Source organism: Actinomadura luzonensis, assembly GCF_022664455.2.
GTDB lineage: Bacteria > Actinomycetota > Actinomycetes > Streptosporangiales > Streptosporangiaceae > Nonomuraea > Nonomuraea luzonensis.
Map to the genome: position 1 here is coordinate 2,693,259 of NZ_JAKRKC020000002.1, position 22,408 is coordinate 2,715,666.

General features: G+C 74.1%; 24 protein-coding genes. 8 read left to right on the forward strand and 16 right to left on the reverse strand.

Features of this window, described 5'->3' with window-relative positions:
- Nucleotides 1-95: 95 nt before the first annotated feature.
- Nucleotides 96-323, forward strand: coding sequence for a DUF6158 family protein (locus tag MF672_RS42770; protein WP_242383021.1), 228 nt, complete (start codon nucleotides 96-98; stop codon nucleotides 321-323).
- Complete coding sequence (locus MF672_RS42775) at nucleotides 320-556, forward strand: hypothetical protein (RefSeq protein WP_242383023.1); 237 nt, start codon at nucleotides 320-322, stop codon at nucleotides 554-556. The genes MF672_RS42770 and MF672_RS42775 overlap by 4 nt, the downstream gene beginning before the upstream one ends.
- Before the next feature lie 45 nt (nucleotides 557-601).
- Here MF672_RS42775 and MF672_RS42780 read toward each other — a convergent pair whose 3' ends face one another.
- Nucleotides 602-763: a hypothetical protein gene (locus MF672_RS42780; RefSeq protein WP_242383024.1), complete on the reverse strand. Its 162-nt coding sequence runs from the start codon at nucleotides 761-763 to the stop codon at nucleotides 602-604.
- A complete protein-coding gene (locus tag MF672_RS42785; protein ID WP_242383026.1) occupies nucleotides 763-2,394 on the reverse strand; it encodes a sodium:solute symporter family protein in 1,632 nt (543 codons plus the stop codon). Before MF672_RS42785 ends, MF672_RS42780 begins: the two co-directional genes overlap by 1 nt.
- A gap of 74 nt (nucleotides 2,395-2,468) precedes the next feature.
- Between MF672_RS42785 and MF672_RS42790 the strand changes: the two genes are divergently transcribed.
- Complete coding sequence (locus tag MF672_RS42790) at nucleotides 2,469-3,251, forward strand: putative hydro-lyase (protein ID WP_242383027.1); 783 nt, start codon at nucleotides 2,469-2,471, stop codon at nucleotides 3,249-3,251.
- A 47-nt stretch (nucleotides 3,252-3,298) separates the two neighbouring features.
- Here MF672_RS42790 and MF672_RS42795 read toward each other — a convergent pair whose 3' ends face one another.
- Nucleotides 3,299-3,853 (reverse strand): P-loop nucleotide/nucleoside kinase family protein, encoded by a 555-nt coding sequence (locus tag MF672_RS42795; RefSeq protein ID WP_242383029.1) that lies wholly within the window; start codon nucleotides 3,851-3,853, stop codon nucleotides 3,299-3,301.
- Between the two features lie 94 nt (nucleotides 3,854-3,947).
- On the opposite strand from MF672_RS42795, the gene secY reads away from it, so the two are divergent.
- Nucleotides 3,948-5,237: a preprotein translocase subunit SecY gene (gene secY, locus MF672_RS42800; protein WP_242383031.1), complete on the forward strand. Its 1,290-nt coding sequence runs from the start codon at nucleotides 3,948-3,950 to the stop codon at nucleotides 5,235-5,237.
- Here secY and MF672_RS42805 read toward each other — a convergent pair whose 3' ends face one another.
- The 4 genes from MF672_RS42805 to MF672_RS42820 all read right to left on the reverse strand — a co-directional run bounded on the left by MF672_RS42805 (nucleotide 5,238) and on the right by MF672_RS42820 (nucleotide 8,560).
- Entirely contained in the window at nucleotides 5,238-5,909 is a 672-nt protein-coding gene (locus tag MF672_RS42805; RefSeq protein ID WP_302893370.1) for a response regulator, read from the reverse strand.
- The gene (locus tag MF672_RS42810; RefSeq protein ID WP_247815721.1) at nucleotides 5,906-6,895 is read right to left on the reverse strand and encodes a sensor histidine kinase; all 990 of its coding nucleotides are present in this window, start codon (nucleotides 6,893-6,895) and stop codon (nucleotides 5,906-5,908) included. Before MF672_RS42810 ends, MF672_RS42805 begins: the two co-directional genes overlap by 4 nt.
- Nucleotides 6,896-7,228: 333 nt before the next feature.
- Nucleotides 7,229-7,618 (reverse strand): PPOX class F420-dependent oxidoreductase, encoded by a 390-nt coding sequence (locus MF672_RS42815; RefSeq protein WP_242382812.1) that lies wholly within the window; start codon nucleotides 7,616-7,618, stop codon nucleotides 7,229-7,231.
- A 33-nt stretch (nucleotides 7,619-7,651) separates the two neighbouring features.
- The gene (locus MF672_RS42820; RefSeq protein WP_242382814.1) at nucleotides 7,652-8,560 is read right to left on the reverse strand and encodes a phosphotriesterase family protein; all 909 of its coding nucleotides are present in this window, start codon (nucleotides 8,558-8,560) and stop codon (nucleotides 7,652-7,654) included.
- A 159-nt stretch (nucleotides 8,561-8,719) separates the two neighbouring features.
- Here MF672_RS42820 and MF672_RS42825 point away from each other — a divergent pair, with 159 nt between their 5' ends.
- Nucleotides 8,720-9,175 carry a TIGR02611 family protein gene (locus tag MF672_RS42825; protein ID WP_242382815.1) on the forward strand — a complete coding sequence of 152 codons (456 nt, stop codon included), beginning with the start codon at nucleotides 8,720-8,722 and terminating at the stop codon, nucleotides 9,173-9,175.
- Nucleotides 9,176-9,211: 36 nt separating this feature from the next.
- On the opposite strand, the gene MF672_RS42830 is transcribed toward MF672_RS42825, so the two are convergent.
- Together MF672_RS42830 and MF672_RS42835 are read right to left on the reverse strand one after the other, a co-directional pair.
- The gene (locus MF672_RS42830; protein ID WP_242382816.1) at nucleotides 9,212-9,532 is read right to left on the reverse strand and encodes a GroES family chaperonin; all 321 of its coding nucleotides are present in this window, start codon (nucleotides 9,530-9,532) and stop codon (nucleotides 9,212-9,214) included.
- A 75-nt stretch (nucleotides 9,533-9,607) separates the two neighbouring features.
- Complete coding sequence (locus MF672_RS42835; protein ID WP_242382817.1) at nucleotides 9,608-10,528, reverse strand: endonuclease/exonuclease/phosphatase family protein; 921 nt, start codon at nucleotides 10,526-10,528, stop codon at nucleotides 9,608-9,610.
- Nucleotides 10,529-10,596: 68 nt separating this feature from the next.
- On the opposite strand from MF672_RS42835, the gene MF672_RS42840 reads away from it, so the two are divergent.
- Nucleotides 10,597-11,850 carry an ArgE/DapE family deacylase gene (locus MF672_RS42840; protein ID WP_242382819.1) on the forward strand — a complete coding sequence of 418 codons (1,254 nt, stop codon included), beginning with the start codon at nucleotides 10,597-10,599 and terminating at the stop codon, nucleotides 11,848-11,850.
- Here MF672_RS42840 and MF672_RS42845 read toward each other — a convergent pair.
- The gene (locus MF672_RS42845) at nucleotides 11,801-13,093 is read right to left on the reverse strand and encodes a tryptophan 7-halogenase (RefSeq protein WP_242382820.1); all 1,293 of its coding nucleotides are present in this window, start codon (nucleotides 13,091-13,093) and stop codon (nucleotides 11,801-11,803) included. The two genes, MF672_RS42840 and MF672_RS42845, sit on opposite strands and share 50 nt — an antisense overlap.
- Before the next feature lie 118 nt (nucleotides 13,094-13,211).
- Nucleotides 13,212-13,526, reverse strand: coding sequence for a rhodanese-like domain-containing protein (locus MF672_RS42850; protein WP_242382822.1), 315 nt, complete (start codon nucleotides 13,524-13,526; stop codon nucleotides 13,212-13,214).
- 37 nt (nucleotides 13,527-13,563) lie between these two features.
- On the opposite strand from MF672_RS42850, the gene MF672_RS42855 reads away from it, so the two are divergent.
- On the forward strand, nucleotides 13,564-14,202 hold the full coding sequence (locus MF672_RS42855; protein ID WP_242382824.1) for a TetR/AcrR family transcriptional regulator: 639 nt from the start codon (nucleotides 13,564-13,566) through the stop codon (nucleotides 14,200-14,202).
- A gap of 21 nt (nucleotides 14,203-14,223) precedes the next feature.
- On the opposite strand, the gene MF672_RS42860 is transcribed toward MF672_RS42855, so the two are convergent.
- Genes MF672_RS42860 through MF672_RS42870 form a run of 3 tightly spaced genes read right to left on the reverse strand, consistent with a single transcriptional unit; the run spans nucleotide 14,224 to nucleotide 17,137 of the window.
- The gene (locus MF672_RS42860; protein ID WP_242382826.1) at nucleotides 14,224-15,027 is read right to left on the reverse strand and encodes an ABC transporter ATP-binding protein; all 804 of its coding nucleotides are present in this window, start codon (nucleotides 15,025-15,027) and stop codon (nucleotides 14,224-14,226) included.
- The gene (locus MF672_RS42865) at nucleotides 15,027-16,034 is read right to left on the reverse strand and encodes a FecCD family ABC transporter permease (protein ID WP_242382827.1); all 1,008 of its coding nucleotides are present in this window, start codon (nucleotides 16,032-16,034) and stop codon (nucleotides 15,027-15,029) included. The genes MF672_RS42860 and MF672_RS42865 overlap by 1 nt, the downstream gene beginning before the upstream one ends.
- Nucleotides 16,031-17,137, reverse strand: coding sequence for a FecCD family ABC transporter permease (locus MF672_RS42870; protein WP_242382828.1), 1,107 nt, complete (start codon nucleotides 17,135-17,137; stop codon nucleotides 16,031-16,033). The genes MF672_RS42865 and MF672_RS42870 overlap by 4 nt, the downstream gene beginning before the upstream one ends.
- Before the next feature lie 85 nt (nucleotides 17,138-17,222).
- Between MF672_RS42870 and MF672_RS42875 the strand changes: the two genes are divergently transcribed.
- Nucleotides 17,223-18,242 (forward strand): ABC transporter substrate-binding protein, encoded by a 1,020-nt coding sequence (locus tag MF672_RS42875; protein WP_242382830.1) that lies wholly within the window; start codon nucleotides 17,223-17,225, stop codon nucleotides 18,240-18,242.
- Between the two features lie 26 nt (nucleotides 18,243-18,268).
- On the opposite strand, the gene MF672_RS42880 is transcribed toward MF672_RS42875, so the two are convergent.
- Nucleotides 18,269-19,888, reverse strand: a complete 1,620-nt coding sequence (locus tag MF672_RS42880; RefSeq protein WP_444861120.1) for an IS1634 family transposase — start codon at nucleotides 19,886-19,888, stop codon at nucleotides 18,269-18,271.
- Nucleotides 19,889-19,977: 89 nt separating this feature from the next.
- The gene (locus tag MF672_RS42885) at nucleotides 19,978-22,404 is read right to left on the reverse strand and encodes a helicase-associated domain-containing protein (protein ID WP_242379051.1); all 2,427 of its coding nucleotides are present in this window, start codon (nucleotides 22,402-22,404) and stop codon (nucleotides 19,978-19,980) included.
- Between the last annotated feature and the right edge of the window lie 4 nt (nucleotides 22,405-22,408).

A 22,408-nucleotide genomic window follows, 5' to 3' on the forward strand; every position in this document is an offset into this window, starting at 1 on the left:
ACGGGAAGGTAAAGCGGCGGCATCTGACAGACAATGCCTATATGTCACGAAATGTGACAGATATTGTCGGGGGACTCCGGGGTAGTGGGGTACCCATGACGACGATGGGAATAGATCCGGCGCAGCTCAGCGACGACGACCTGATCCGTGAGCTGCGGCAGCTGCACTCCACCCGGAGCGACACGTTCTTCCACGGCTCCGACGACGCGTTGTCCCGCCACACCTCCCGCACGAACGAGCTGGAGTCCGAGTACCTGCGCAGGTACCCGGACCGGGAGGTGGACCCCGAACGGCTGCGCGAGGGGGCGAGGCAGCGCTCATGAGCGAGGGCCACGACGTCCAGGCGCTGTCGGACGTCGACATCCACGTGTACGAGGCCGTCGCCTCCCAGGCGGTCGGTACGGGCGGCGCCGGGTTCGGCGCGCTGGTCCGGACGTCCGGCCTGGCGGAGGACGAGCTACGGGCGAGCTTGGCCAGGCTGGTCGAGCAGGGGTACGTCGTCCCGCGGGGCGACGGGTACGGGCTGGGCCCGCACACCTTCGAGGTCGAATACTGAGCCGACGCATCGCGGGGGCCCTCCGGGAGAGGGCCCCCGCGCCGGTCAGATGCGGCGCACGCGGGCCCAGACCACGAACACCGCGCCGAAGACCGCCATCGCGAGCCCGGTCCACAGGTTCACCGCCTCGCCCAGCGCGCCGACGACGATCAGGATCACGCCGTACAGCAGGAACAGCCCGCCGATCACCATGCGGATGTCGCTCATCACAGGATCCCCCCGTACATCGCGGCGGCCAGCACGACCGCGCCCACGCCCAGCACCACCGGCGAGCGGTACCACTTGCGGTCACCGGCCAGCGCGTCGTCCTCCAGGTCCACCGCGCTGAGCCCCCACACCAGGCCGCGCAGCTCCTTCTCGGGTTTCTCGGTGGTGACCAGCGTGACCACCACCGACACCACCACGTCCACGACGAAGGCCGTCCCGGCGCCCCAGAAGCTGGCGTTCAGCTCGGTGCCGAAGCTCAGCACCCCCGCCTTGTACAGCACGTACGACGCGAACGCCGCCACCGTGCCGGACAGCAGCCCCCAGAAGCCCGCCCACGGCGTCATCCGCCGCCAGAACAGGCCGACGATGAACGTGGCGAACAGCGGCGCGTTGAAGAACGAGAACAACGCCTGCAGGTAGTTCATGATGTTGGAGTAGCCGGCCGCGATGAACGCGGTGCCCACGCCGAGACCGACGCCGACCACGGTGGCGATGCGGCCCACCCGCAGGTAGTGCTTGTCCTCCTGGCCGGGCTTGATGTGCGCGGCCCAGATGTCGTTGGCGAAGACGGTGTTGAAGCCGCTGATGTTGGCCGCCATGCCCGCCATGAACGAGGCCAGCAGCCCGGTCACCGCGACGCCGAGCACGCCGTTCGGCAGCAGGTCGCCCATGAGCAGCGGGATCGAGTAGTTGTACGCCTGCCCCTTGCCGAGATCGCTGAACAGCACCAGCGCGATCATGCCGGGCAGCACCGTCACCAGCGGGATGAAGATCTTCGGGAACGCGGCCACGATCGGCGTCAGCCGGGCCGCGTTCGTGTTCCTGGCCGACAGCGCCCGCTGGATCTCGGCGAAGTTCGTCGTCCAGTAGCCGAACGACAGCACGAACCCGAGCCCGAACACGATGCCGATCCAGTGCGCCTGCATGGGGTTCTGGCCGGCGGTGTCGGCCCAGGTGTGCAGGCCGGGCTCGCCGAGCGGACTCTGCCGGATCTTGTCCGCCAGGCCGCTGACGCCGCCCACCTTGATCAGGCCGAGCACGGTCAGCGGGATCAGCCCGGCGAGGATGACGAAGAACTGCAGGACCTCGTTGTAGATGGCGGAGGACAGGCCGCCCAGCGTGATGTACGCCAGCACGATCAGCGCCGACACCACCACCGACACCGGCAGCGGCCAGCCCAGCAGCAGCTCCATCACCAGCGCCAGCGCGTAGAGGTTCACCCCGGCGATGAGGATCTGCGCCACCGCGAACGTGATCGCGTTGAGCAGCTGCGTCGCGCCGTTGAACCGCTTGCGCAGGAACTCGGGGACGCTGCGCACCTTGGAGCGGTAGTAGAAGGGCATCATGATGATGCCGAGGAACACCATCGCGGGGACCGCGCCGATCCAGTAGTAGTGCACGGTCATCGCGCCGTACTGGGCGCCGTTCGCCGCCATGCCCAGGATCTCGATCGCGCCCAGGTTGGCCGAGACGAAGGCGAGGCCGGTGATCCACGCCGGCAGGCCGCGTCCGGCCAGGAAGAAGTCCAGGCTGGAGCTGATCCGGTTGCGGGCGGCGATGCCGATGGCGAGCACGGTCGCGAAGTAGATGGCGATGAGCACATAGTCGAGGAGGTTCACATCGAGCCGCACTCCGCACCGCTACCCCGTAAAACCAGGGCATCACGTCATGGACCGTCGCCCCTGCTCGGGCCTACTGTCGGAGGGTGGACGTCGCCGACCTGACCCCCGCGCAGGCGCGGGAGCGCTTCCGCAGCGGCGAGCGGAAGCCCACCGCGGGCTGGTGCCGGGGCTGGACGCAGGCCAACCTCATCGCGGTCCCCGCGGCGCTGCGCTACGACCTGCTGCTGTTCGCCCACCACAACCCGCAGGCCTGCCCGGTGCTGGACGTGGGGGAGCCGGGCGCGCACGCCACCGCGCTGTTCGGCGGCGACCTGCGCACCGACCTGCCCGGCTACCGGCTCTACCGGGACGGCAAGCCGGTCGCCGACCTCGACCGGGTGACGGAGGAGTGGCGCGAGGACCTCGTGCCGTTCCTCATCGGCTGCAGCTTCACCTTCGAGCGGGCGCTGCTCGCCGCGGGGGTGCCGGTGCGGCACCTGGAGCTGGGGACGAACGTGCCGATGTACGTCACGGACGTCGCCTGCGCGTCGGCCGGGAGCCTGTCGGGGCCCCTGGTGGTGTCGATGCGGCCGGTGCCGGAGGCGCTGGTGAAGACCGCGGCCGAGGTGAGCGGACGCTACCCGCGGGTGCACGGCGCGCCCGTGCACGTGGGCGACCCGGCCGCGATCGGCATCGGCGACCTCGCGCGGCCCGACTTCGGCGACGCGGTCGAGGTGCGCGAGGGGGAGGTGCCGGTGTTCTGGGCGTGCGGGGTGACGCCGCAGGCGGCGATCATGGCCAGCGGGGTGGAGTTCGCGATCGGGCACCTGCCGGGGCACATGGCGATCCTGGACGTCCGGGACGACGACTACCGCGTCGAGGACTGAGGCGGACGGGCGACTACCGCGCCGGGGACTGCGGCCGGAGGGCGCGATCATCGCAGGGCGGAGAGCTGGCCGGCGATCGGCGGCGCGCCGGGCCGGTTGTCGATCTCCAGGTGCGGCACCACCGGCGGCTCGTCCACCCGGATCGCCCGCAGGTAGCCGTCGAAGGCCGCCAGCTTGCCGGCGTCCCGCGCGTACCCGCGGGCCGTGAGCCGGGCCCGCAGCGTCGGGCCGTCGGAGCGCACCCACAGCAGCCGCACCGGCTCGCCGCCCAGCTCCGCCACCCACTCCGCCCACCGCGCCGCGTCGTGCACCTGCGTCGTGAACGGGCCGTCGAGCAGCACCGGGCAGCCGTGGCCGCGGATCTGGCGGGCCAGCCGGGTCAGGCCCGCGTACTCGTGCCGCTTGACGTGCTCGTCGTACCAGGGGCCCTCGCGCTCGCCGTCCGGGCGGCCGTGCGCCCGCAGCAGCTCGGCCACGAAGCCGCCGTACACCGTGTCCTTGTCGAGCACGGCGGGCACCGGCGACAGGCGGGACAGCAGCTCGGCCGCCACCGTGGACTTGCCCGCGCCCGGCGGCCCGCTGATCACCCACACCGCGCTCATGGGGATCAACCTACGGGATACGCGGATCCGCGTACGCGGGAGCCGCGCCCGCGCGGACGACCCGCCCCCGCCGCGCGGGACAGACTCGGTGCCCATGCTGACCGTCTTCGCCAGGGCGTTCCGGGTTCCGGAGCTGCGCAGGAAGCTGCTGTTCACGCTCGCGCTCATCGCGCTGTTCCGGCTGGGGCAGATCCTGCCCGCGCCCGGGGTGGACGTGGTGGCGGTGCGCGCCTGCGTCGGGTCGGCCACGGGCGGCCTGTTCGACCTGGCGCAGATGATGAGCGGCGGCGCGATGCTGCAGTTGTCGGTGTTCGCGCTCGGCGTCATGCCGTACATCACCGCCAGCATCGTGCTGCAACTGCTCACCGTCGTGGTGCCGCGGCTGGAGGCGCTGCGGAAGGAGGGGTCGCGCGGGCAGGCCAGGATCACGCAGTACACGCGGTACCTGACCGTCGCGCTCGCCGTGCTGAACGCCGGGACGGTCGTCGCGCTCGCCCGCACCGGCCGGCTCCTGCCCGGCTGCCCGCGGCCGCTGCTGCGGGACGACGGGCCGCTGCCGGTGCTCGTCATCGTGACGACCCTGGTCGCCGGGGCCTGCCTGGTGATGTGGCTGGGCGAGCTGATCACCGAACGCGGCATCGGGAACGGGATGTCGCTGCTGATGTTCACGCAGGTCGTGGCGGTCTTCCCGGGGTACGTGTCGAAGATCTTCGTGCTGACGCCGGCCGGGGCCGTGGTGATGCTGGCGGCCGGGCTGTTCCTGGTGGCGGCCGTGGTCTTCGTCGAGCAGGCACAGCGGCGGGTGCCCGTCCAGTACGCCAAGCGCCTGGTCGGGCGGCGCATGTACGGCGCAAGCAGCACGTACATCCCGCTCAAGGTCAACCAGGCGGGCATCGTGCCGGTGATCTTCACCTCGTCGCTGCTCTACCTGCCGACGCTGGCCGCGCCGCTGCTCGGCGGCGAGGCCGGCGGGTGGATCGAGCGCAACCTCGCCGGCGGCGCGCACCCGCTCTACATGGCCGCGTACGCGCTGCTCATCGCCGCCTTCGCCTACTTCTACGTGTCCATCACCTTCAACCCCGCCGAGGTGGCCGACAACATCCGCCGCTACGGCGGGTTCGTGCCGGGGCTGCGGCCGGGCCGACCCACGGCGGAGTACCTGGCGTACGTGCTGACCCGGCTGACCGCGCCGGGCGCCGCCTACCTGGCCGTGCTGGCGCTGCTGCCGCTGGTCGCCTTCGCGATCCTGCGGGACCCGGGCACGCAGCAGAACTTCCCGTTCGGCGGGACCAGCGTGCTGATCATGGTGGGCGTCGGGCTGGACACCGTCAAGCAGATCGAGGCCCAGCTCCAGCAGCGCAACTACGAGGGCTTCCTGCGCTAGTCAGCCGGGCGGGGTCAGGCCGGCCCGCATCGCGAACACCACGAGCTGCGCCCGGTCGCGGGCGCGCAGCTTCACCATGGCCCGGCTGACGTGCGTGCGGACGGTCTCGGGGCTGATCACCAGCTCCCTCGCGATCTCCTCGTTCGAACGGCCGGTGGCCACCCAGGCGGCCAGCTCGCGCTCGCGCGGGGTGAGGAGGTCCAGGCCCTCGACCGGCTCCGTGCCGTGCCGGCCGAACAGGCCGATGACCTTCCTGGTGATCGCCGGGGACAGCAGCGCCTCCCCGGCGGCGACCACCCGCACCGCGTTGACCAGCTCGTCGGGGGCGCTGTCCTTCAGCACGAAGCCGCTGGCGCCGGCCTGGAGCGCGGCGAAGACGTACTCGTCCACGGCGAACGTCGTCACCACGACGACCCTCGTGCCGCGCAGCTCCGGGTCGCCGGCCAGCGCGCGGAGCACGGCCAGGCCGTCGGTGCCCGGCATGCGGATGTCGAGCAGCAGCACGTCGGGACGCGTCCGCCGGACCAGGGCCAGGGCCGCCGCGCCGTCCGCGGCCTCGCCCGCGCACTCCAGCCCCGGCTCCCGCTCCAGCAGCGCCCGCAGCCCCATCCGGACGACGGCCTGGTCGTCGGCGATCGCCACCCGGATCACCCGCGGCGGCTCGCCGGTCACGTCAGCGCCCGGTGCGGGAACCGGGCGGTCACCTGGAACCCGCCGCCGGGGCGGGGGCCCGCGGTGAGGACGCCGCCCGCCTCGGTGACGCGGGCGCGCAGGCCCGCCAGGCCGCGGCCCTCCCCGGCGCCCGCGCGGCCCGCGCCGCGGTCGGCCACCTCCAGCACGTACGCGCCGGGCCCGTCGCTCGCCCGGACCAGGACGCGGGTCGGGCCCGCGTGCCGCAGCACGTTCGTCAGGGACTCGCGGACCACCCGGTGGACGACGTCCCGCAGGTGGGCGGGCACGGGGAGCCCGGCGGGCTCGACGTCGACCGGCAGGCCCGCCGCCCGGACGCCGCCGATCAGGCCGGCGAGGTCGCCGCCCGGCGGGTCGATGCCGTCGAGCGCGGCGCGGAGCTGCGCCAGCGCCGCCGTGCTCGTCTCCTTGATCGCGCGCAGGGACGCCCTGGCCTGCTCGGGGTCGTCGTCCAGGGCGACGAGGGCGAGGCCGGCCTGCAGCGCGACGGCGGCCAGGCCGTGGCCGGCGGCGTCGTGCACCTCGCCGGCGATCCTGGCCCGCTCCACGGCCACGGCCCGCTCGACGGCCGCCGCCAGCCCGGCCTCCCCGGCCTGCTCGGCTTCCCCGGCGGGTGGGGTTCGTACGGTGGAAAGGCGCGCGGCCGGGTGGGCCGGGGGTGCGGCGGGGATGCCCCAAGGGCTGCTCGACGCCCGGAGCCGGGCATGTGAACCGGGGGGTGCCGCCGTCCCCGCCTCCGCGCGGGAAGGGGAAGGGGGAGGGGTGATCGCGGCGGGGGTCCCGAGCGGGGGCGGCTCGGCGTCGGCGGCTGCCGCGGCGGCGGCCGCGCGGGCCTGGGCGAGCCCCGAGAAGGACCATGGGACGGCCAGCCAGCCGGCCCAGGCCAGCATGACCACGACCGGGATGTCGCCCGCGCGCCGCACCCGCCGCAACACCCCGAGCCGCCCCCGCCGCCCCCGGCCGTCCACCCCGTCGCCAGGCCGGACGTCAGACCGATCGCCAGGCCCGTCACCAGGCCGATCGCCAGGCCGATCGCCAGGTCCGTGGCCAGGCCCGTCGGCTCGCCGGCCGCCGTGCTGGCCCGCGCCGCCGTGCTGGCCCGCGCCTTCGTGTGGAGGCGCGGGTGCGGGCGGGTTCAGGAACCAGGGCGTGCCGGCGGGCGCGGGCGGGCGCGGCGGCGCGGGCGGGCGCGGGAACGCGGGAGCCTGCCCGTCACCCTGCCCGTCCCCGTGATCGTGCGTGTGCTCCGTCTCCATCCCCCACCCGGCCCGAGACTCGCGTAGCCCCGATCCTAGCGAGTCTCACACCTTCCGGTTCGAAACGGGCACACCCAGCCCCCACGAGATGATCTTGCGCGGGGTGATCCGGATGAGCTCGCCGGAGAAGCCGGGCATGGGCGGCTCCTGACCGGTCAGCGCCTCCGCCGTGCCGCGGATCTCCACCCCCCGCACCGTCCACGGGCTCACCGAGGCGAGGTCGTCCACCACGAACGCCACCGTGCTGCCCGCCACCACGTTCCTGAACTTCTTCGACGCCCCCATGCCGTGCCCGCCGATCGTGACCGTGCCGCCGGCGGCGTCGAGGAAGAAACCGGTCGGGCTGTTCTGGACCTGGCCCTCGGGGGAGACGGTGGCCAGCCGGCCGAGCGGCTGCGTGGCCAGGTAGTCCAGTTCCGCTTGTGTGAAAGTCATGCGGCCAGCCTGCTACCTCAACCGGGCTTGAGGTCAAGCGGAGCCGGAGGTCAGCCAGCGCAGCGGGTTGTCGTGGGTGATCAGGCGGACCGTGTCCTCGGCGGTGCCCGCCTCGCGGAGGAGCGGGAGCAGGGCATGGAAGAGGTGGGCGTACCCGCGGCCCTCGTACTTGCGGAGCTGCGCGACGCGGCTGAGGCCGGTGCTGAGCAGCAGGCGCTCGGCGTGGCCGTCCTCGATGAGGGCGAGCGCGATCCTCGCCGCCTGCTCGGCGCCGAGGCCGAGGGCGCCGAGGCTCACGTACGCGCCCGCTTCGGCGATCTTGCGCGCGGCCCCCAGGTCGGTGCCCGCGTAGCCGACGGCCACCCGCGCGCCCGGCAGGTTCTGGCCGAGCAGGATCTCCAGCAGCGCCAGGGCGTTGCGGCCGTGCGTGGCGACGGGCAGGCGCGACTGCAGCGCGGCGCGGGCGGCGGCGACCAGGCACCGCTCCTCGCGCGGCGTCGGCTCGGGGCCCCAGGAGCCGACCTCGCCGATCACGCCGGGGAAGACGCCGGTGCCGTCCACGCCGCTGGAGATCTCGGTCATGAGCCGCCGGGTCAGCTCCTCGACGCCCTCGTCGCGCACGTCCGCGAACGGCTCGGCGAACAGCCCGGTCGAGGCGATCACCGGGATCCGGCTGCCGGCCGCGACCCGGGCCAGGGCGGCGGCGTCGCGGCCCATGCCCATGCAGGTCAGGTCCACCACGAGGCCGAGGTCGTCGCTCTGGCGCAGCTCGCGCAGCTCGGCGGTGACGGCCTGCTCCTCGTCGAGCCAGCGGTGCGGGTCGGAGCCGATGCCCACCGCCCAGCGCATGTCGGTGCGCAGGTGCTCGTGGGGGAGGACGGCGCCCGTGACGGCGGCGGCGCGTACGGGACCGGTGACGGTGCGAAGCAGAACCTCGGGCATAGCAGACATTAACCGATATTTGCCGGAAAGAGCGGTGCTCGCCGCCTTTCCTGCCGGAAATTTTACGGTTTGGGGAGTTTGGTGGATTGCCAGCCGCTTGCAAGTGGAACGCCAGACGGGCCCGTATCCTGGGGGACACACCGACCGCCGGAGGGAAATGTGCCGATTCAGAACTCCGACACCGGCGAGGCCGACGTGGTGAAGGACGAGGCCGCCCGCCGTTCGAGCATGTCCGACCGCCGTGAGGGCTTCCAGGGCTGGCTCGACGGCATCCGCGCCACCCGCACCGGCGCGCTCACGCTCAAGATCGTGATCGGCGTCATCGGCGCGGTCATGATCGTGGGCGGGCTCATCATGGTGCCCTTCCCCGGCCCGGGGTGGCTCGTGGTCTTCGCCGGGCTCGCGGTGCTGGCCACGGAGTTCCACTGGGCGCACAAGGTGCTGGAGTTCGGCAAGCGCACGCTGCACGCCTGGACGCAGTGGTACAAGCGGCAGGGCTGGACCGTCCGCATCGTCGTGCTCGTGGTCACCGTGGCCGCCGCCGCCGTGATCGTCTACTTCGGGCTGCGCACGCTCGGCATCGACGTGATCGCCCTGGCCCAGCGCCTCCTCTGAGGCGAGACCCGGCGCGGGCGCGCCGGATCCCGGCGGTCAGAGGTAGAGGCCGGTGCCGTGGTCGGTCTCCTGGGTGGCCACGGCGTGCAGGTCGCGCTCGCGCATCACCAGGTAGACCTGGGCGTGCACCTCGACCTCGAACTGGTCCTCGGGATTGAACAGCACCTTGTCGCCGACCTTGACCGCGCGCACGTTCGTGCCCACGCCGCACACCTCGCCCCAGGCCAGCCGGTTGGCCATCTTGACGGTGGCCGGGATGACGATGCCGGAGCCGCTGCGCCGCTCCTCCGCCTCCGGCTCCAGCTTGATCATGACCCGGTCGTGCAGCATCTGAATCTCGAACTTGGGCTGTTCCACGAGGCAAGTCTACGAGCAGCCTCCGGTGCGGACTTCCGGTACGGCCGTAACGAGGACGAACCGCCGGATCAGCGGTCAGGGGAGCCTGAGTTCGGCGAAGACCGGGCGGTGGTCGGTGCGGCGCAGCGAGAGCACGGCGTAGCCGCGCACCGCCATCGCCGCGCTGGCCAGCACGTGGTCGATCGTCACGCCGGGCAGCCGCTGGGTGGAGCCCTCCTGCGGCCAGGTCGCGGTCAGGCCGTGGCCCGTGACGTCGGCCGCGTCCCGGTACCCGGCGGCCAGCAGCTCGCGCATCGGCAGGTGGTCGAGCGTGGCGTTGAAGTCGCCCGCAAGCACCCGCAGCGCGCCGCCCCCGCGCGGCAGCGCGGCCAGCCCCGCGTTCCAGCACGGCTGGCGGCCGTACCGCCTGGGCGCGCACGGGTGCACCGAGACGATCTCCACCTTGGCGCCGCCGGGATGCCGCAGCCAGGCCCTGGCCTGGCCGAAGCCGCCGTACGCGATCGCCGGGCCGGGCGTCAGGGGGTGCCGGGCGTACACGGCGGACCCGCCGACGCCCTCCCGCGCCCGCGTCGCCGCGTACGGCAGGGCCTCGCGCACCCCCGCCTCCTCCAGCCGCCGCCGCGCGGCCGGCGTGAACTCCTGGAGGGTCAGCACGTCCGGGCGCAGCCGCCGGACCAGGCCCATCAGCTCCGCCGTGTCGGCCTGGCCGACGAGCAGGTTGGCGGCCAGCACCCGCAGCACGGGGCCGTCCGCGCCCGGGTTGCCGTCGGCCAGGGCGCGCGGCAGCACGAGCGGGACGAGCGTCAGAAGCGTCACCAGCGCGACCGTCCCCGCCGCGGGCCGGCGCAGCAGCAGCGCCAGCACCCCGCCGAGCGCCGCCGCCCCCGCCGCGTACGGCGTGTACGCCACCACCGGCACCCACGGCCAGTCCGGCTCGAACCCGCTCACCCGCACCGCCGCCCACAGGGCGAAGGGCGTCACCGCGATCCAGCTCACCCATGTCCGCACACCCCTGTATCACCACCACTCCCGGCGGAGGTTCACGCCCCCATAAGGTGTGCCTCATGCACGACGTGGAAGCCAGGGTCCTCGACGCCCTCGACGAGGCCGAGACCGTCAACCTGCTCGCCGAGACCGTCCGGGTGCCGAGCGTGACCGGCACCGACGCCGAGTCCGACCTCCAGCACCGCTTCGCCCGCCTGCTCGGCGAGGCCGGCATGGACGTCGACGTCTGGAAGCTCGACCTGCCCGGCCTGGCCGCCCGCCCCGGCTTCCCCGGCACCGAGGCGCCGCGCGCCGAGGGCTACGGCGTGGTCGCCGTGACCGGCGGCGAGGGCCCGCCCGCGCTCGCGCTGCAGGGCCACGTGGACGTCGTCCCCACCGGCGACCTGGCCAAGTGGCGGGGCAGCGACCCGTTCTCGGCCCGCATCGAGGGCGACGTGCTCTACGGCAGGGGCGCCTGCGACATGAAGGCCGGCCTCGTCGCCAACCTGGCCGTCGCCCGTGCGATCCACCGCGCCGGGGTGCGGCCGGCCCGGCCGCTCGCGGTGCACTGCGTGATCAGCGAGGAGGACGGCGGGCTCGGCGCGTTCGCCACGCTGGCGCGCGGCCACACCGCCGAGGCCGCCGTCATCACCGAGCCGACCAGCGGCGCGATCATCACGGCGAACGCGGGCGCGCTGACGTTCCGGGTGGAGGTGGCCGGGCGGGCCGCGCACGGCGCCACCCGGTACGAGGGCGTGAACGCGATCGAGGTGTTCTGGCCGGTGTTCGAGGCGATCCGGCGGCTGGAGGCCGAGCGCAACCGGGACGCGCCCGCGCTGTTCGGCGGCAACCCGATGCCGTACCCGATCGAGATCGGCGTGCTGCGGGCCGGTGACTGGGCCAGCACCGTGCCCGACCTGCTGGTCGCCGAGGGGCGGCTCGGCGTGCGGCTGGAGGAGGACCCCGCCGCGGCGCGGGCGGCGTTCGAGGAGGCGGTGGCGGGGGCCGCGCACCCGTGGCTGCGCGACAACCCGCCCGTCGTGACGTGGCCGGGCGGGCAGTTCGCCAGCGGCCGGCTGCCCGCCGGGCACGAGCTGCTCGGCGAGGTGGCCGGGGCGGTCGCCGACGCCACCGGCACACGCCCGCCCGAGTCGGCCGCCCCGTACGGCAGCGACCTGCGCCTGTACGCCGCCGGCGGCATCCCGACCCTGCACTACGGCCCCGGCGACGTCCGCTACGCGCACGCCCCCAGGGAGCAGGTGGACCTGGCCGAGCTGCGCGCGGTCACGCGGGCACTGGCACTGCTCGCGGTGCGCCGCTGCGGAGCACTCTGAGCAGCGCGGGCGGGCTCATCAGCGCCGGCGGCGGGTCGTACAGGTGCGCCACCCGCAGGAAGCGCCGCGCCAGCTCCGGGTCGTGCGCGGCGGCGGCGAGGTAGCGCTCCAGATAGGCGTTGACCAGCCGGGTCCGCGGCGACGGCTCGCCCGCGACCACCGGCAGCTTCAGGTCGCCGCCGACGGTGATCTCCCAGGGCCCGTCCACGATGCCGGCGACCCGGCGGAAGAACGCGCGCGGGGTGAGCTCCGCCTCCAGCAGCACCTTCGCCTCCAGGGCGGCGACCGTCATGCCCTGGCCGTAGAGCGGGTTGAAGGCGCACACCGCGTCGCCGGTGACCAGCAGCCCCTCGGGGAAGCGGGCCAGCCGCTCGTAGCGCCGCCGGACGCCGGCCGGGGTGCGGTACGAGCGGGGCTCGCCGATCGGCTCGGCCGTCGCCAGCAGGTGACACAGGTCGGGGGCGGGCAGCGTCGCGGCGTACCCGGCGAAGGCGGGCAGGTCGAGGCCGGGGCTCTCGCCGTAGCCGCCGAGGGTGACGATCCAGCGGTCGTCCTCCAGCGCCAGCGCCACCCCGAAGCGCGGCCGCTCGGGGGTGGGACCGATGATGACGATCAGGTCGCCGCCCATCTCGCCCGGGCGGCGGCGGAACTCGCGGGTGCCGTAGCGCAGGTCGAGCTCGACGCGCTCCTCGCGGGGCGGCTCGTGGCCCAGCTCGCCGAGCCAGATCGGCACCCGCGAGCCCCGGCCGGCCGCGTCCACCACCAGGTCGGCGGGTACGGGCTCACCGCCGGCGAGCCGCACCCCCGTGACGCGGCCCTCCTGGGTGAGCAGCCCGGTGACGCCGCGGCCGGCCAGCACCCGCACCCCCGGCAGGGCCGCGACCCGGCGCCGGATCTGGCCTTCGAGCAGGGGGCGGCTCACCAGCAGGCTGTCCAGGTCGCAGCGGTCCCTGGCCAGCCGCCGGCCCCCGTGGACGTTGCGGGCCTGGGCCAGCGGGTCGCACCGCAGCGCGCCCTGCGCGACCAGCTCGGCCGAGAGGCCGGGCAGCAGCTCGTCCATGGCCGCGAGGCCCCGGGAGAGCAGGCCGTGGGCGTGGCGGCTCTGCCCGGTGCCCTTGCGGTGCCCGTCCGCGGCGGGCAGCGTGTCCCGGTCGAGCACCGTGACCTTGGCGAACAGGCGGTGCAGGGCGGCCGCGGACAGCAGCCCCGACACGCTCGCGCCGATGACGACGGCGTGGTCCATTGGTCTTCCCCCTGTGGTCGTGTGGCGTCATCCCCCGGGAAGGGTCGCCCGCGCGGCGGTCCCGTTCCACGTCTTATGACGCGTTCCACGACGTTCCAGCGGGAGGGGAAGGCCGGGGTTACGGCTCGACGGGCAGGCCGGCGGCCACCCAGTCCTCGATGCCCTCGGCGTAGCGGCGGACGTCGGTGTAGCCGAGCGCGGTCAGCCGGGCCGCGACCGCCTTGCTGTTGGGGCAGGAGGGGTTGGTGCAGTAGGTGACGACGGTGGCGTGGCGGTCGGGCAGCAGCTCCGCGGCCCGCTCGGCGACCTCGCTCTCGACCAGGGGGATCGCGCCCGGCAGGTGCTGCTGGGCGTAGTAGTCGCCGCCGAGCGTGTCGACGACGGTCACGGTGCCGAGCGCGGCGCGCAGCTCGTCGCGGGTGATGGTCCGCAAGATGCCCTCCGAGGAGAAATGGACTACAGTCCGGTTTGTGGATGGCAAGGAAACTAACGGACCGCAGTCCGCTTCGTCAAGCGAGCCGCTGGAGCTGCTGCGGGCGCGGCCGCCCAGGGAACGCGCCGACGCGGCGCGCAACAGGGAGAAGGTGCTCGCGGCGGCGGCGCGGCTGTTCGCCGAGCACGGCGTCGCGGCGGTGTCCATGGACGCCGTCGCCGCCGCGGCGGGCGTGGGCAAGGGCACGCTCTTCCGCCGCTTCGGCGACAAGTCCGGCCTCGCGGTGGCGCTGCTCGACGCCCGCGAACGCGACCTGCAGGAACGCATACTCACCGGGCCGCCGCCCCTCGGCCCGGGCGCGCCCGCCCGCGAGCGCCTGGCCGCCTTCGCCGCGGCCTACCTCGGCTACCTCTACGAGCACCTGGACCTGGTGCGGATGTCCGAGACGGCGAGCCCGGGCGCCCGCTACCGCATCGGCGCCTACCGGTTCTGGCACCGCCACGTGGCCGTGCTGCTGGCCGAGGCCCGGCCCGGCGGCGACGCCGGCGTGCTCGCCCACGGGCTGCTGGCCGCCATGAGCGCCGAGGCGGCCGGGGCGGCGGCGGAGGAGTACGGGCGCGAGCGCGCCACGGCCGGCGTCACGGCCCTGGCACTGGCCCTGGCCGACGCGGGCTGACGTGAGATGTGGCGGGCGGGGTCAGGCGTCGGCGGGGACGCGGCGGCGGGACTCGGGGACGATGAGCGGCGTGCCCGACTGCGGGTCGGCGATGATCTCGCAGCGCAGGTCGAAGACCTGGCGGACCAGCTCGGCGGTGACGATCTCGCCCGGGTCCCCCTGGGCGATGATCTCGCCGCCGCGCATCACGATCAGGTGCGTGGCGTACCGGCACGCCTGGTTGAGGTCGTGCAGCACCGCGACCATCGTCCGGCCCGCCTCGTGCAGGTCGGCGCAGAGGTCCAGCACCTCGATCTGGTGGGAGATGTCCAGGAACGTGGTCGGCTCGTCCAGCAGCAGGATCGGCGTCTCCTGCGCCAGCGCCATCGCCAGCCACACCCGCTGCCGCTGCCCGCCGGACAGCTCGTCCACGATGCGGTCGGCCAGCTCGGTGACGTCGGTGGCGCGCATGGCCTCCGAGACGGCCGCCTCGTCCGCCTTCGACCACTGCCGCATCAGCTTCTGGTGCGGGTAGCGGCCCCGGGCCACCAGGTCGGCGACGGTGATGCCGTCCGGCACGATCGAGCTCTGCGGCAGCAGCCCGAGCCGGCGGGCCACCTCCTTCGACGGCAGCGAGGTGATCACGCTGCCGTCCAGGTGCACCGCGCCCGCCCTCGGCTTGAGCATGCGGGCCAGCGCGCGCAGCAGGGTGGACTTGCCGCACGCGTTCGGGCCGATGATGACGGTGAAGGACGCGTCGGGGATCGCCACGCTGAGCTCCGTGGCCACCACGCGCTGGTCGTAGGCGAGGGTCAGGCCGGTGCCGGACAGGCGTGCATCGGGCATCAGTGGCGGTCCTTCCGCAGGAGCAGGGCGAGGTACGTGCCGCCGATGGCGGCGGTCAGCACCCCGACGGGGAGCTGCGTCGGGGCGAGCAGCCGCTGCGCGGCGAGGTCCGCGCCGGTCAGCAGCACGGCGCCGGTCAGCGCCGAGGCGGCCAGGGTGACCCCGGGGGAGCGGGTGAGCCGCCGGGCGAGCTGCGGGGCGGCGAGCGCGACGAAGACGACCGGCCCGGCCGCGGCCGTCGCCACGCCGGACAGCAGCACGCCGGCCGCGATCGCGACCGCCCGCACCGGCTCGACCCTGACGCCCATGGCCCTGGCGGCGTCGTCGCCCATCTCCAGCATGCGCAGCGGGCGCGACAGGAACACGCACACCGGCACCAGCACGGCCAGCGCCGCCGCCACCGGGATCGCGTGGTCCCAGCCGCGCCCGCTGAGGCTGCCGGTGAGCCAGGCGCCGGCGGTGGCGGCGTCGTTGATGTTGGCCCGGGTCAGCAGGTACTGGTTGACGGCCAGCAGCAGCGCGTTGGCCCCGATGCCGACCAGCACCAGCCGGTAGCCCGGCACGCCGCCGCGGAAGGCCAGCGCGTACACCAGGGCGGCGGTCACCACGCAGCCGGCCAGCGCGCCGCCCGCGATCATCATGGCCGAGCCGCCGGCGACCACCACGAGGATGCCGCCGGTCGAGGCGCCGGCGGTGAAGCCGATGAAGTCGGGGCTGCCGAGCGGGTTCCTGGTGAGCGACTGGAAGATCGCGCCGCTCAGCCCGAACGCCGCGCCGACCAGCAGCCCGGTCACCACGCGCGGCGCGCGCAGCTTGCCGACGATCAGCTCGGCGACCGGCGGCCCGTCGCCGAACAGCGCCTGGACGATGTCCGGCACGGGCACGGTGAACTCGCCCGTCGAGAGCGCGGCCACGGTGACCGCGAAGCCGGCCAGGATCAGGCACAGGCCCACGAGCAGGGCGCGCGGCGCGAGACGCAGCGACCAGGGGCCGACCCGGACGTTCACAGCGCCGCCACCCGCCTGCGCCGGGCCAGCAGGATGAAGATCGGCGCGCCGATCACCGCCCACACGATGCCCACCTGCACCTCTCCCGGCCGGGCGATGAGCCGGCCCACCACGTCGGCCCCGAGCAGCAGCACCGGCGCGGCCAGCGCCGAGTACGGCAGCACCCACCGCTGGTCCGGCCCCACCAGGGCGCGCACCGCGTGCGGCACCAGCAGGCCGACGAACCACAGCGGCCCGGCGGCGGCGGTCGCCGCCCCGCACAGCAGCGTGACGGCCACGCCGGTGAGCAGGCGGGTGCGGCCGACGGACACGCCGAGGGCGCGGCCCGCGTCGTCGCCCAGGGCGAGGGCGTTGAGCGGGCGGGCCAGCGACAGCCCGAGCACCAGCCCGGCGACCATGAACGGGGCCAGCCGCACCAGCACGTCGGAGGTCTGCCCGGCCAGCGACCCGGTCAGCCAGAACCGCATCCGGTCGAAGGTCTGCTGGTCCATGCGCAGGATCGCCGACGACAGCGCGGTGGCGACCATGCCGAGCGCGACGCCGGCCAGCGTGAGCCGCACCGGGCCGGACCCCTGCCGCCCGGAGGAGGCCAGCGCGTGGACCATGACGGCGGCCAGCGCGGCCCCGGCGAAGGCGAACCAGACGTACACCGCCGGGTCGGTGAGCCCGAACAGCCCGAGCGCGAGCGTGACGCCGAGCGCCGCGCCCTCGTTGACGCCGAGCAGCCCGGGGTCGGCGAGGGGGTTGCGGGTGAGGGACTGCATGAGCGCCCCGGCCAGCCCGAGCGTGGCGCCCACGCCGAGGCCGAGCAGGGTGCGCGGCACGCGCAGCTCGCGGATGACGGTGTGGTCGTTGGAGCCGTCCGGCGCGAGGAAGGCGTCGAGGACGGTGGCGAGCGGCACCGGCCGCGCCCCGAGCGCGATGCTGGCCAGCACCATGAGGACCAGCGCGGCCAGCGTGACCACGAGCCCCGCGACCAGCACCGGGGGCCGTGCCCACGCGGGCCGCGCGGGGGACCCCGCCGCCGGCGTCCCGTCCGGCGGCTCTCCCGCCGGGAGCCCCTGCGGCGGCACCGGTGGCGCCGCCTCCTCTGCCGGGCGCACCCGCCCCCCTTTCGTCGCAGCCAAACTTAGGCAAGGCTAATCTAATGGCTCAGTAACGAGGCAAGCCTATCCTTAGGAGATCTACATGTCGGGACCGGTACTGGCGCGCAGGGGCTTCCTGTCGGCCACGGCAGGACTCGCGGCGGCCCTGACGCTGGCGGCGTGCGGCGACGGCGGCGGCACCACGGCGGCCCCGGCCGGTTCCACGGCCCCGTCCGGCTCCGCCGCCGCCCAGGGCTGGACGTTCACCGACGACCGGGACAAGAAGCTCGACCTGCCGAAGGCCCCGTCCAGGATCGTCGCCCAGGTCGGCGCGGCCGCCGCGCTCTGGGACTTCGGCGTGCGCCCCGTCGCGGTCTTCGGCCCGCACAAGCTCAAGGACGGCACCAAGGACCCGCAGGTCGGCAACGTCGACATCACCAAGGTCCAGGGCCTCGGCAACGTCTGGGACGAGTTCAACGTCGAGCAGTACATCGCGCTCCAGCCCGACCTCCTGGTCAGCAGCATGTACGTCAAGGGCACCCTCTGGTACGTGCCCGAGAAGTCGAAGGACACCATCGAGCAGGTCGCCCCGACCGTCGGCATCATGCTCACCGGCAAGAGCGCGACCGAGGTGATCGGCCGCTACGAGGAGCTGGCCAGGTCGCTCGGCGCCGACATGGCGGGCGTCCCCGAGGCCAAGGCCCGCATGGAGGCGGCCACCAAGGAGCTCGCCCAGTTCAAGGACCTCAAGATCCTCATGGTGTCGGGCGGCGCGGACGCCTTCTGGATCGTCAACCCGCCCGAGTACCCCGACATCGTGCACATGACCGGCGCCGGGCTGAACGTGGTCAAGCCCGCGAAGGTGGACGAGGGCGGCTTCTTCCAGACCCTGAGCTGGGAGAACGCCGACGAGTACGAGGCCGACGTCATCCTCTACGACACGCGCACGCAGGCGCTGAAGCCGGAGGAGATGATGAAGAAGCCCACCTTCGCCAAGCTCCCCGCCGTCAAGGCCGGCCAGCTCTACCCGTGGTCCGCCGAGGCCCCGTTCAGCTACCAGGGCTACGCGGACTTCCTGGAGGAGCTGGTCGCCAACCTCAAGAAGGCCAAGCCGCTCGGCTAGCCCCGTTTTCCGCACGTGCGTGATCTTCAGCGGAGGTCTCGTGGATCGATGTCGAGGAGGTCCAGGAGATGGAGTTGGAGGTCGGTGGGTTGCGGGATGGTCGGGGGTGACTGGCCGGTGCCCGGGATCAGCCGGATACCGGCCAGCGCGTCGAGGATGAGCCTGCCGGTGGGGATCGCGGGCCGTCCGGCGTACAGGCCGTTGACCTTGGTCTGGCCGCGGGCGGTGAGGGCCTGGCGGGCCTGGCGTTCGATCAGGCAGAAGATGAGCAGGGCCAGGCAGATGACGGTGATCAGTGCGTGGATGCGGCGGTTGTTCTTCAGATACAGCTGGGTGACGGCCAGCGGGCCTTTGAAGGCCTGGTAGCGGCGTTCGACGGCTTCTTGGCCTTTGTAGTGGCGCAGCACCTGTGCGGCGTCGGCGGCCTCGGGGGGCAGGTTGGTGAGCAGGGCGTACCAGCCGTCGGTAGCGGCGTCGGCGTCGATCGCGCTCTGGTCGAAGTGCCAGACCAGGGTGGGTTTGCCGGTGTCGGGGTCGGTGCCGGCCTGGGCGGTCAGGTAGGGGCTGACCCGGCGGTCGCGGCCGATCGCGGCGAGGCGGTCGGCGACGGCCTGCTCGGTGGGGTAGTGGCGGCTGCCCAGGCCGCGTTCCAGCCGGGCCAGGTCGTCGCGGGCGCGATCGAGTTTCTTGGCCCGGGCGGTGGCGGCGGCCTGGGCGCGGGCGGAGGAGTGCACGAAGATGCGCCGCAGCGTCAGGATCGGGTCCTTCTTGCGCGGCCCGGCCAGCGTCATGGCGTCGTCCTCGTGCACGTGCCAGAGGCCGCGCCGGTCAGCGCTCTTGCGCTCGTCCCGGGCGGCGACGTAGTCCACCCGGGCCGCGTCGGCGAGCTTCTGACCGGCCAGGGCCGCGGCGCTGACGTACTGCTTGGAGGCCGGCGCGATGAAGGACACCCCCGCCCTGTCCATGGCGGCCAGGTTGGCATACGAGATCAGCTTGGAATCGCCGATCATGAGCATGCGTTGCGGGCCGGCCAGCTTCTGCAGGCCCTGCATGGCGCCGATGACCTGCCCGACCTCACCGGCCGCGCCGTCGTAGGCGCGGTGGAAGACCGGGATCGCGCCATCAGCGGCCACCGCGATCCCGGCCTGGACCTGCTTCAGGTCCGGCCGCCGGTCCTTGGGGTGACCAAAACGCGGCGTCGCGTATCCGGGCTCGGGCTGGGGGTAGTCGCCGTGCAGCGAGATCGAGGTCATGTCCCAGTGCAGGCGGGTCACCTCGATGCCGAACGCCTCGATCGCGGCCAGCCCGACCGACCCGGCCAGCTGGTCCAGATGCGGGGCGATGGCATCCAGCGCGCGGCCGATCCGGTCATCGTTGAGCAGTTCGGCATCGGTCCCGAACGCCTCACCCACCGCCCAGGCGCGCGCCCAGTCCTGCACGTGCACCAGCGGCGCGGGCGAGGTCAGCCGGTTGGCCACCAGCACCTCGATCACCTGACCATGAGTCAGCTCCGCGACATCACGCACCGGGCAGGCCGCATCCACCAGCTCCCGAATCCGCAGCCGCGAGCAGAACCCCGCGATCACCGGTAATGCTCCGAGCATCTTCTCGACACTGGCCTGGCCCCACTGCGCATGCTGTCTCACCCGCCACGTCCTACCGTGATGACGATCACCACAGCAACCCCGCGATCTTCAAACACCCGCACGTGCGGAAAACGGGGCTAGCGGCCCGGCTAGAAGGCCCCGCGCACCTCGACGATCTCGGCGAGGGGGAACTCCAGGTAGTCGCCCGCCTCCTCGCACCAGGCGTCGAGCGCGGCGCCCTTCAGCTCGCCGTGGCTGATGGTGGCGGTCAGCCCGCCGGTGAGCGTGATGCCCGCGCGCACGCCGCGGTCGACGACGAAGCCCAGCAGCGACTGCTGCGCCGTCGGCAGGCGGGTGGCCATGCGGCCGATCACGGCCCAGGTGCGGCCGCTCCGCTCGGCCTCGGCGCGGCCCGCGGCCAGCAGCCGGCGGGCGTGCTCGCGCGGGTCGGGCGGCGGCTCGGCCAGCAGGTGGGGCGGGGTCTCCGCCGCCGGGTCGGACAGTTCGGCCACCTGCCCGCCGGGCAGCAGGATCAGCTTGCCCGCCGCCGGCTCCTCGCCGCCGGCCAGCTCGGCCGGGCGGGTGCGGCGGATCGTGATCTCGCCGGTGTCGGAGACCGGCACCGGCGCGTAGCCCGCCTCGCGCAGCGCGGCCAGCGTGCGCTCGGCCCCGGCCGCGCTGACCAGCACCGTGGGGGCGAGCAGCCGCAGGCCCAGCCGGGTGAGCCGGCGGTGCGCGGCGATCTCGGCGAGCAGCGCGGGGTCGGCGGCCTGGATGACGCAGCCGACGGTGGTGACGGTGACCTCGCCGTGGCGGCGCGCGGTGTCGCGCACCAGGTATTCGAGCGGCTGCGGGACGGCGCCCACGGCGGCCAGCTCGTCGAGCAGGTCGTCGGGGTCGTGGCCGCGGTCGAGGGCGCGGCGCACGCTCTCGGCGGTGAAACGCCACACCGAGGCCGCGCCCCGCGACTCGCGCTCGGCGACCCGGTCGAGCAGGGCGGCCAGCTCCGCCGAGGGCGGCCCGGTGACCACGGCGGTCAGGTCGGGGCCGAACAGGGCGCTGCGCCGCACGCTGGCCAGGGCCCGGGTGGAGATCTCGACGAGCACCGGGTCGTGCTCGACCATGGGGACGGCGTCGTCGTTCTCGTCGCCGGGGTCGGCGGTCAGGCCGGCCAGGGCGCGGCCGAGGTCGGTGAGCGCGTTGTTGGCCAGCAGGCCGAGCAGGCGGGCCTCGTCGAGCGCGGCCGGCCCGCAGTCGAGCAGCAGCCGCCGGTCGAGCAGCGGCGCGTGCCAGTGGACGGCGGCCAGCAGGGCGTCGCGGTCGGCGAACGCGGTGCCGGCGGGCAGCCCGGCCAGCACCGGCAGCACCGCGCGCCGCACCCGGGCGACGGCGGCGCCGGCCTGGTCGTCGCCGAGCACCGTGCCGTAGCGGCCGTCGGTCCTGCGCAGCGACGAGCGTTCCATGCGCCACCAGGCCGACAGCAGCACGCGCAGCCGGGCCGCGCCCTCGTCCAGCCGCCAGCGGTCGAAGCGCTCGGTGGGGACCAGGCCGCCGGACGGCTCGTCCCAGGCCAGCAGCCGGGCCACGGTGCAGATCTCCAGCAGCAGGCGCGTCTCGTCCTCGTCGCAGCCGGTCTCCTTGGCCATCCTGCGCACCTCGCGCACGCCCACGCCGCCGGTCTTCAGCAGCGGCAGCGGCGTCTTGGAGGCGTTGTCGAGCAGGGCCGCGGCGCGCTCGACGACGTGCGGCGCGGCCAGCGTCATCAGGTGGTCGACCTCTTCGGGGTCGACGGGGATGGTGGCGATCTCGGGCGGCTCGGGCGTGAAGGGCGGGTGGTGGCCGGGGCCGCGCAGGCTGAGCGCGACCTCGCGGGGGATCTCGGCGACGTGCCAGCTCGGCCGGAACAGCAGGCCGTGGTCGGCGCACCACTTCTCCGGGGTGCCGGGCGCCACGAACCGGCCGCCGTCCACCGGCAGCGCGGGGCCCTCCCAGGCGAAGCGGTCGAGCAGCTCGGCGGTGCCGGCGGGGGCGTCGCGCAGCAGGCCGCGCACCCGCTCGGGGTCGCCCAGCAGGCCGGAGACCCGCTCGATCATGCGGCGCTTGTGGCCCTGGGCGGGCAGGCCGAGGTTGCGGGCGAGGGCGCGCAGGGCGTCGTTGCTGATCGTCCAGGAGTTGAGGTAGTGGTCGAGCGGCTCGCCGAGGCCGAGCGGGGTGGCCCACCAGCGGGCGACGCCGTCGGCGAGGCGGATCACGCCGCCGTCGGCGGGCCAGGCCAGGGCGTGGTCGTGGAGGTGGTCGAGCCAGCGGCCGACCTCGGCGGGCGGGGCGTCGAGGAAGGCGGCCAGGCGGGCGGGCGTGGGCTCGGTGACGGCGAGGGCCGCTTCGGCGAGCTGGAGGCAGGGAAGGGGGAGCCGCTGCAGGGTCTGCATGACGGCGAATCCGTCGCCCAGGCGCTGGGCGAGCGTGTCGAGCCGGCGCGGCCACGGCGGCGCGATGGCGTCGGGCCTGTTCGCGAGGATGCGGGCAAGCCTGTCTTCGTCTAGTGTTCGCAGCCAGCCGAGCAGGTGATCTTCCATCTGT

Excerpts from the sequence above, each read along its gene's own strand:
- MF672_RS42770 (WP_242383021.1), top strand. The coding sequence starts at position 96 with ATGACGACGATGGGAATAGATCCGGCGCAGCTCAGCGACGACGACCTG.
- MF672_RS42775 (WP_242383023.1), top strand. The coding sequence starts at position 320 with ATGAGCGAGGGCCACGACGTCCAGGCGCTGTCGGACGTCGACATCCAC.
- MF672_RS42780 (WP_242383024.1), bottom strand. The coding sequence starts at position 763 with ATGAGCGACATCCGCATGGTGATCGGCGGGCTGTTCCTGCTGTACGGC.
- MF672_RS42795 (WP_242383029.1), bottom strand. The coding sequence starts at position 3,853 with ATGAGCGCGGTGTGGGTGATCAGCGGGCCGCCGGGCGCGGGCAAGTCC.
- secY (WP_242383031.1), top strand. The coding sequence starts at position 3,948 with ATGCTGACCGTCTTCGCCAGGGCGTTCCGGGTTCCGGAGCTGCGCAGG.
- MF672_RS42815 (WP_242382812.1), bottom strand. The coding sequence starts at position 7,618 with ATGACTTTCACACAAGCGGAACTGGACTACCTGGCCACGCAGCCGCTC.
- MF672_RS42820 (WP_242382814.1), bottom strand. The coding sequence starts at position 8,560 with ATGCCCGAGGTTCTGCTTCGCACCGTCACCGGTCCCGTACGCGCCGCC.
- MF672_RS42840 (WP_242382819.1), top strand. The coding sequence starts at position 10,597 with ATGCACGACGTGGAAGCCAGGGTCCTCGACGCCCTCGACGAGGCCGAG.
- MF672_RS42845 (WP_242382820.1), bottom strand. The coding sequence starts at position 13,093 with ATGGACCACGCCGTCGTCATCGGCGCGAGCGTGTCGGGGCTGCTGTCC.
- MF672_RS42860 (WP_242382826.1), bottom strand. The coding sequence starts at position 15,027 with ATGCCCGATGCACGCCTGTCCGGCACCGGCCTGACCCTCGCCTACGAC.
- MF672_RS42875 (WP_242382830.1), top strand. The coding sequence starts at position 17,223 with ATGTCGGGACCGGTACTGGCGCGCAGGGGCTTCCTGTCGGCCACGGCA.
- MF672_RS42885 (WP_242379051.1), bottom strand. The coding sequence starts at position 22,404 with ATGGAAGATCACCTGCTCGGCTGGCTGCGAACACTAGACGAAGACAGG.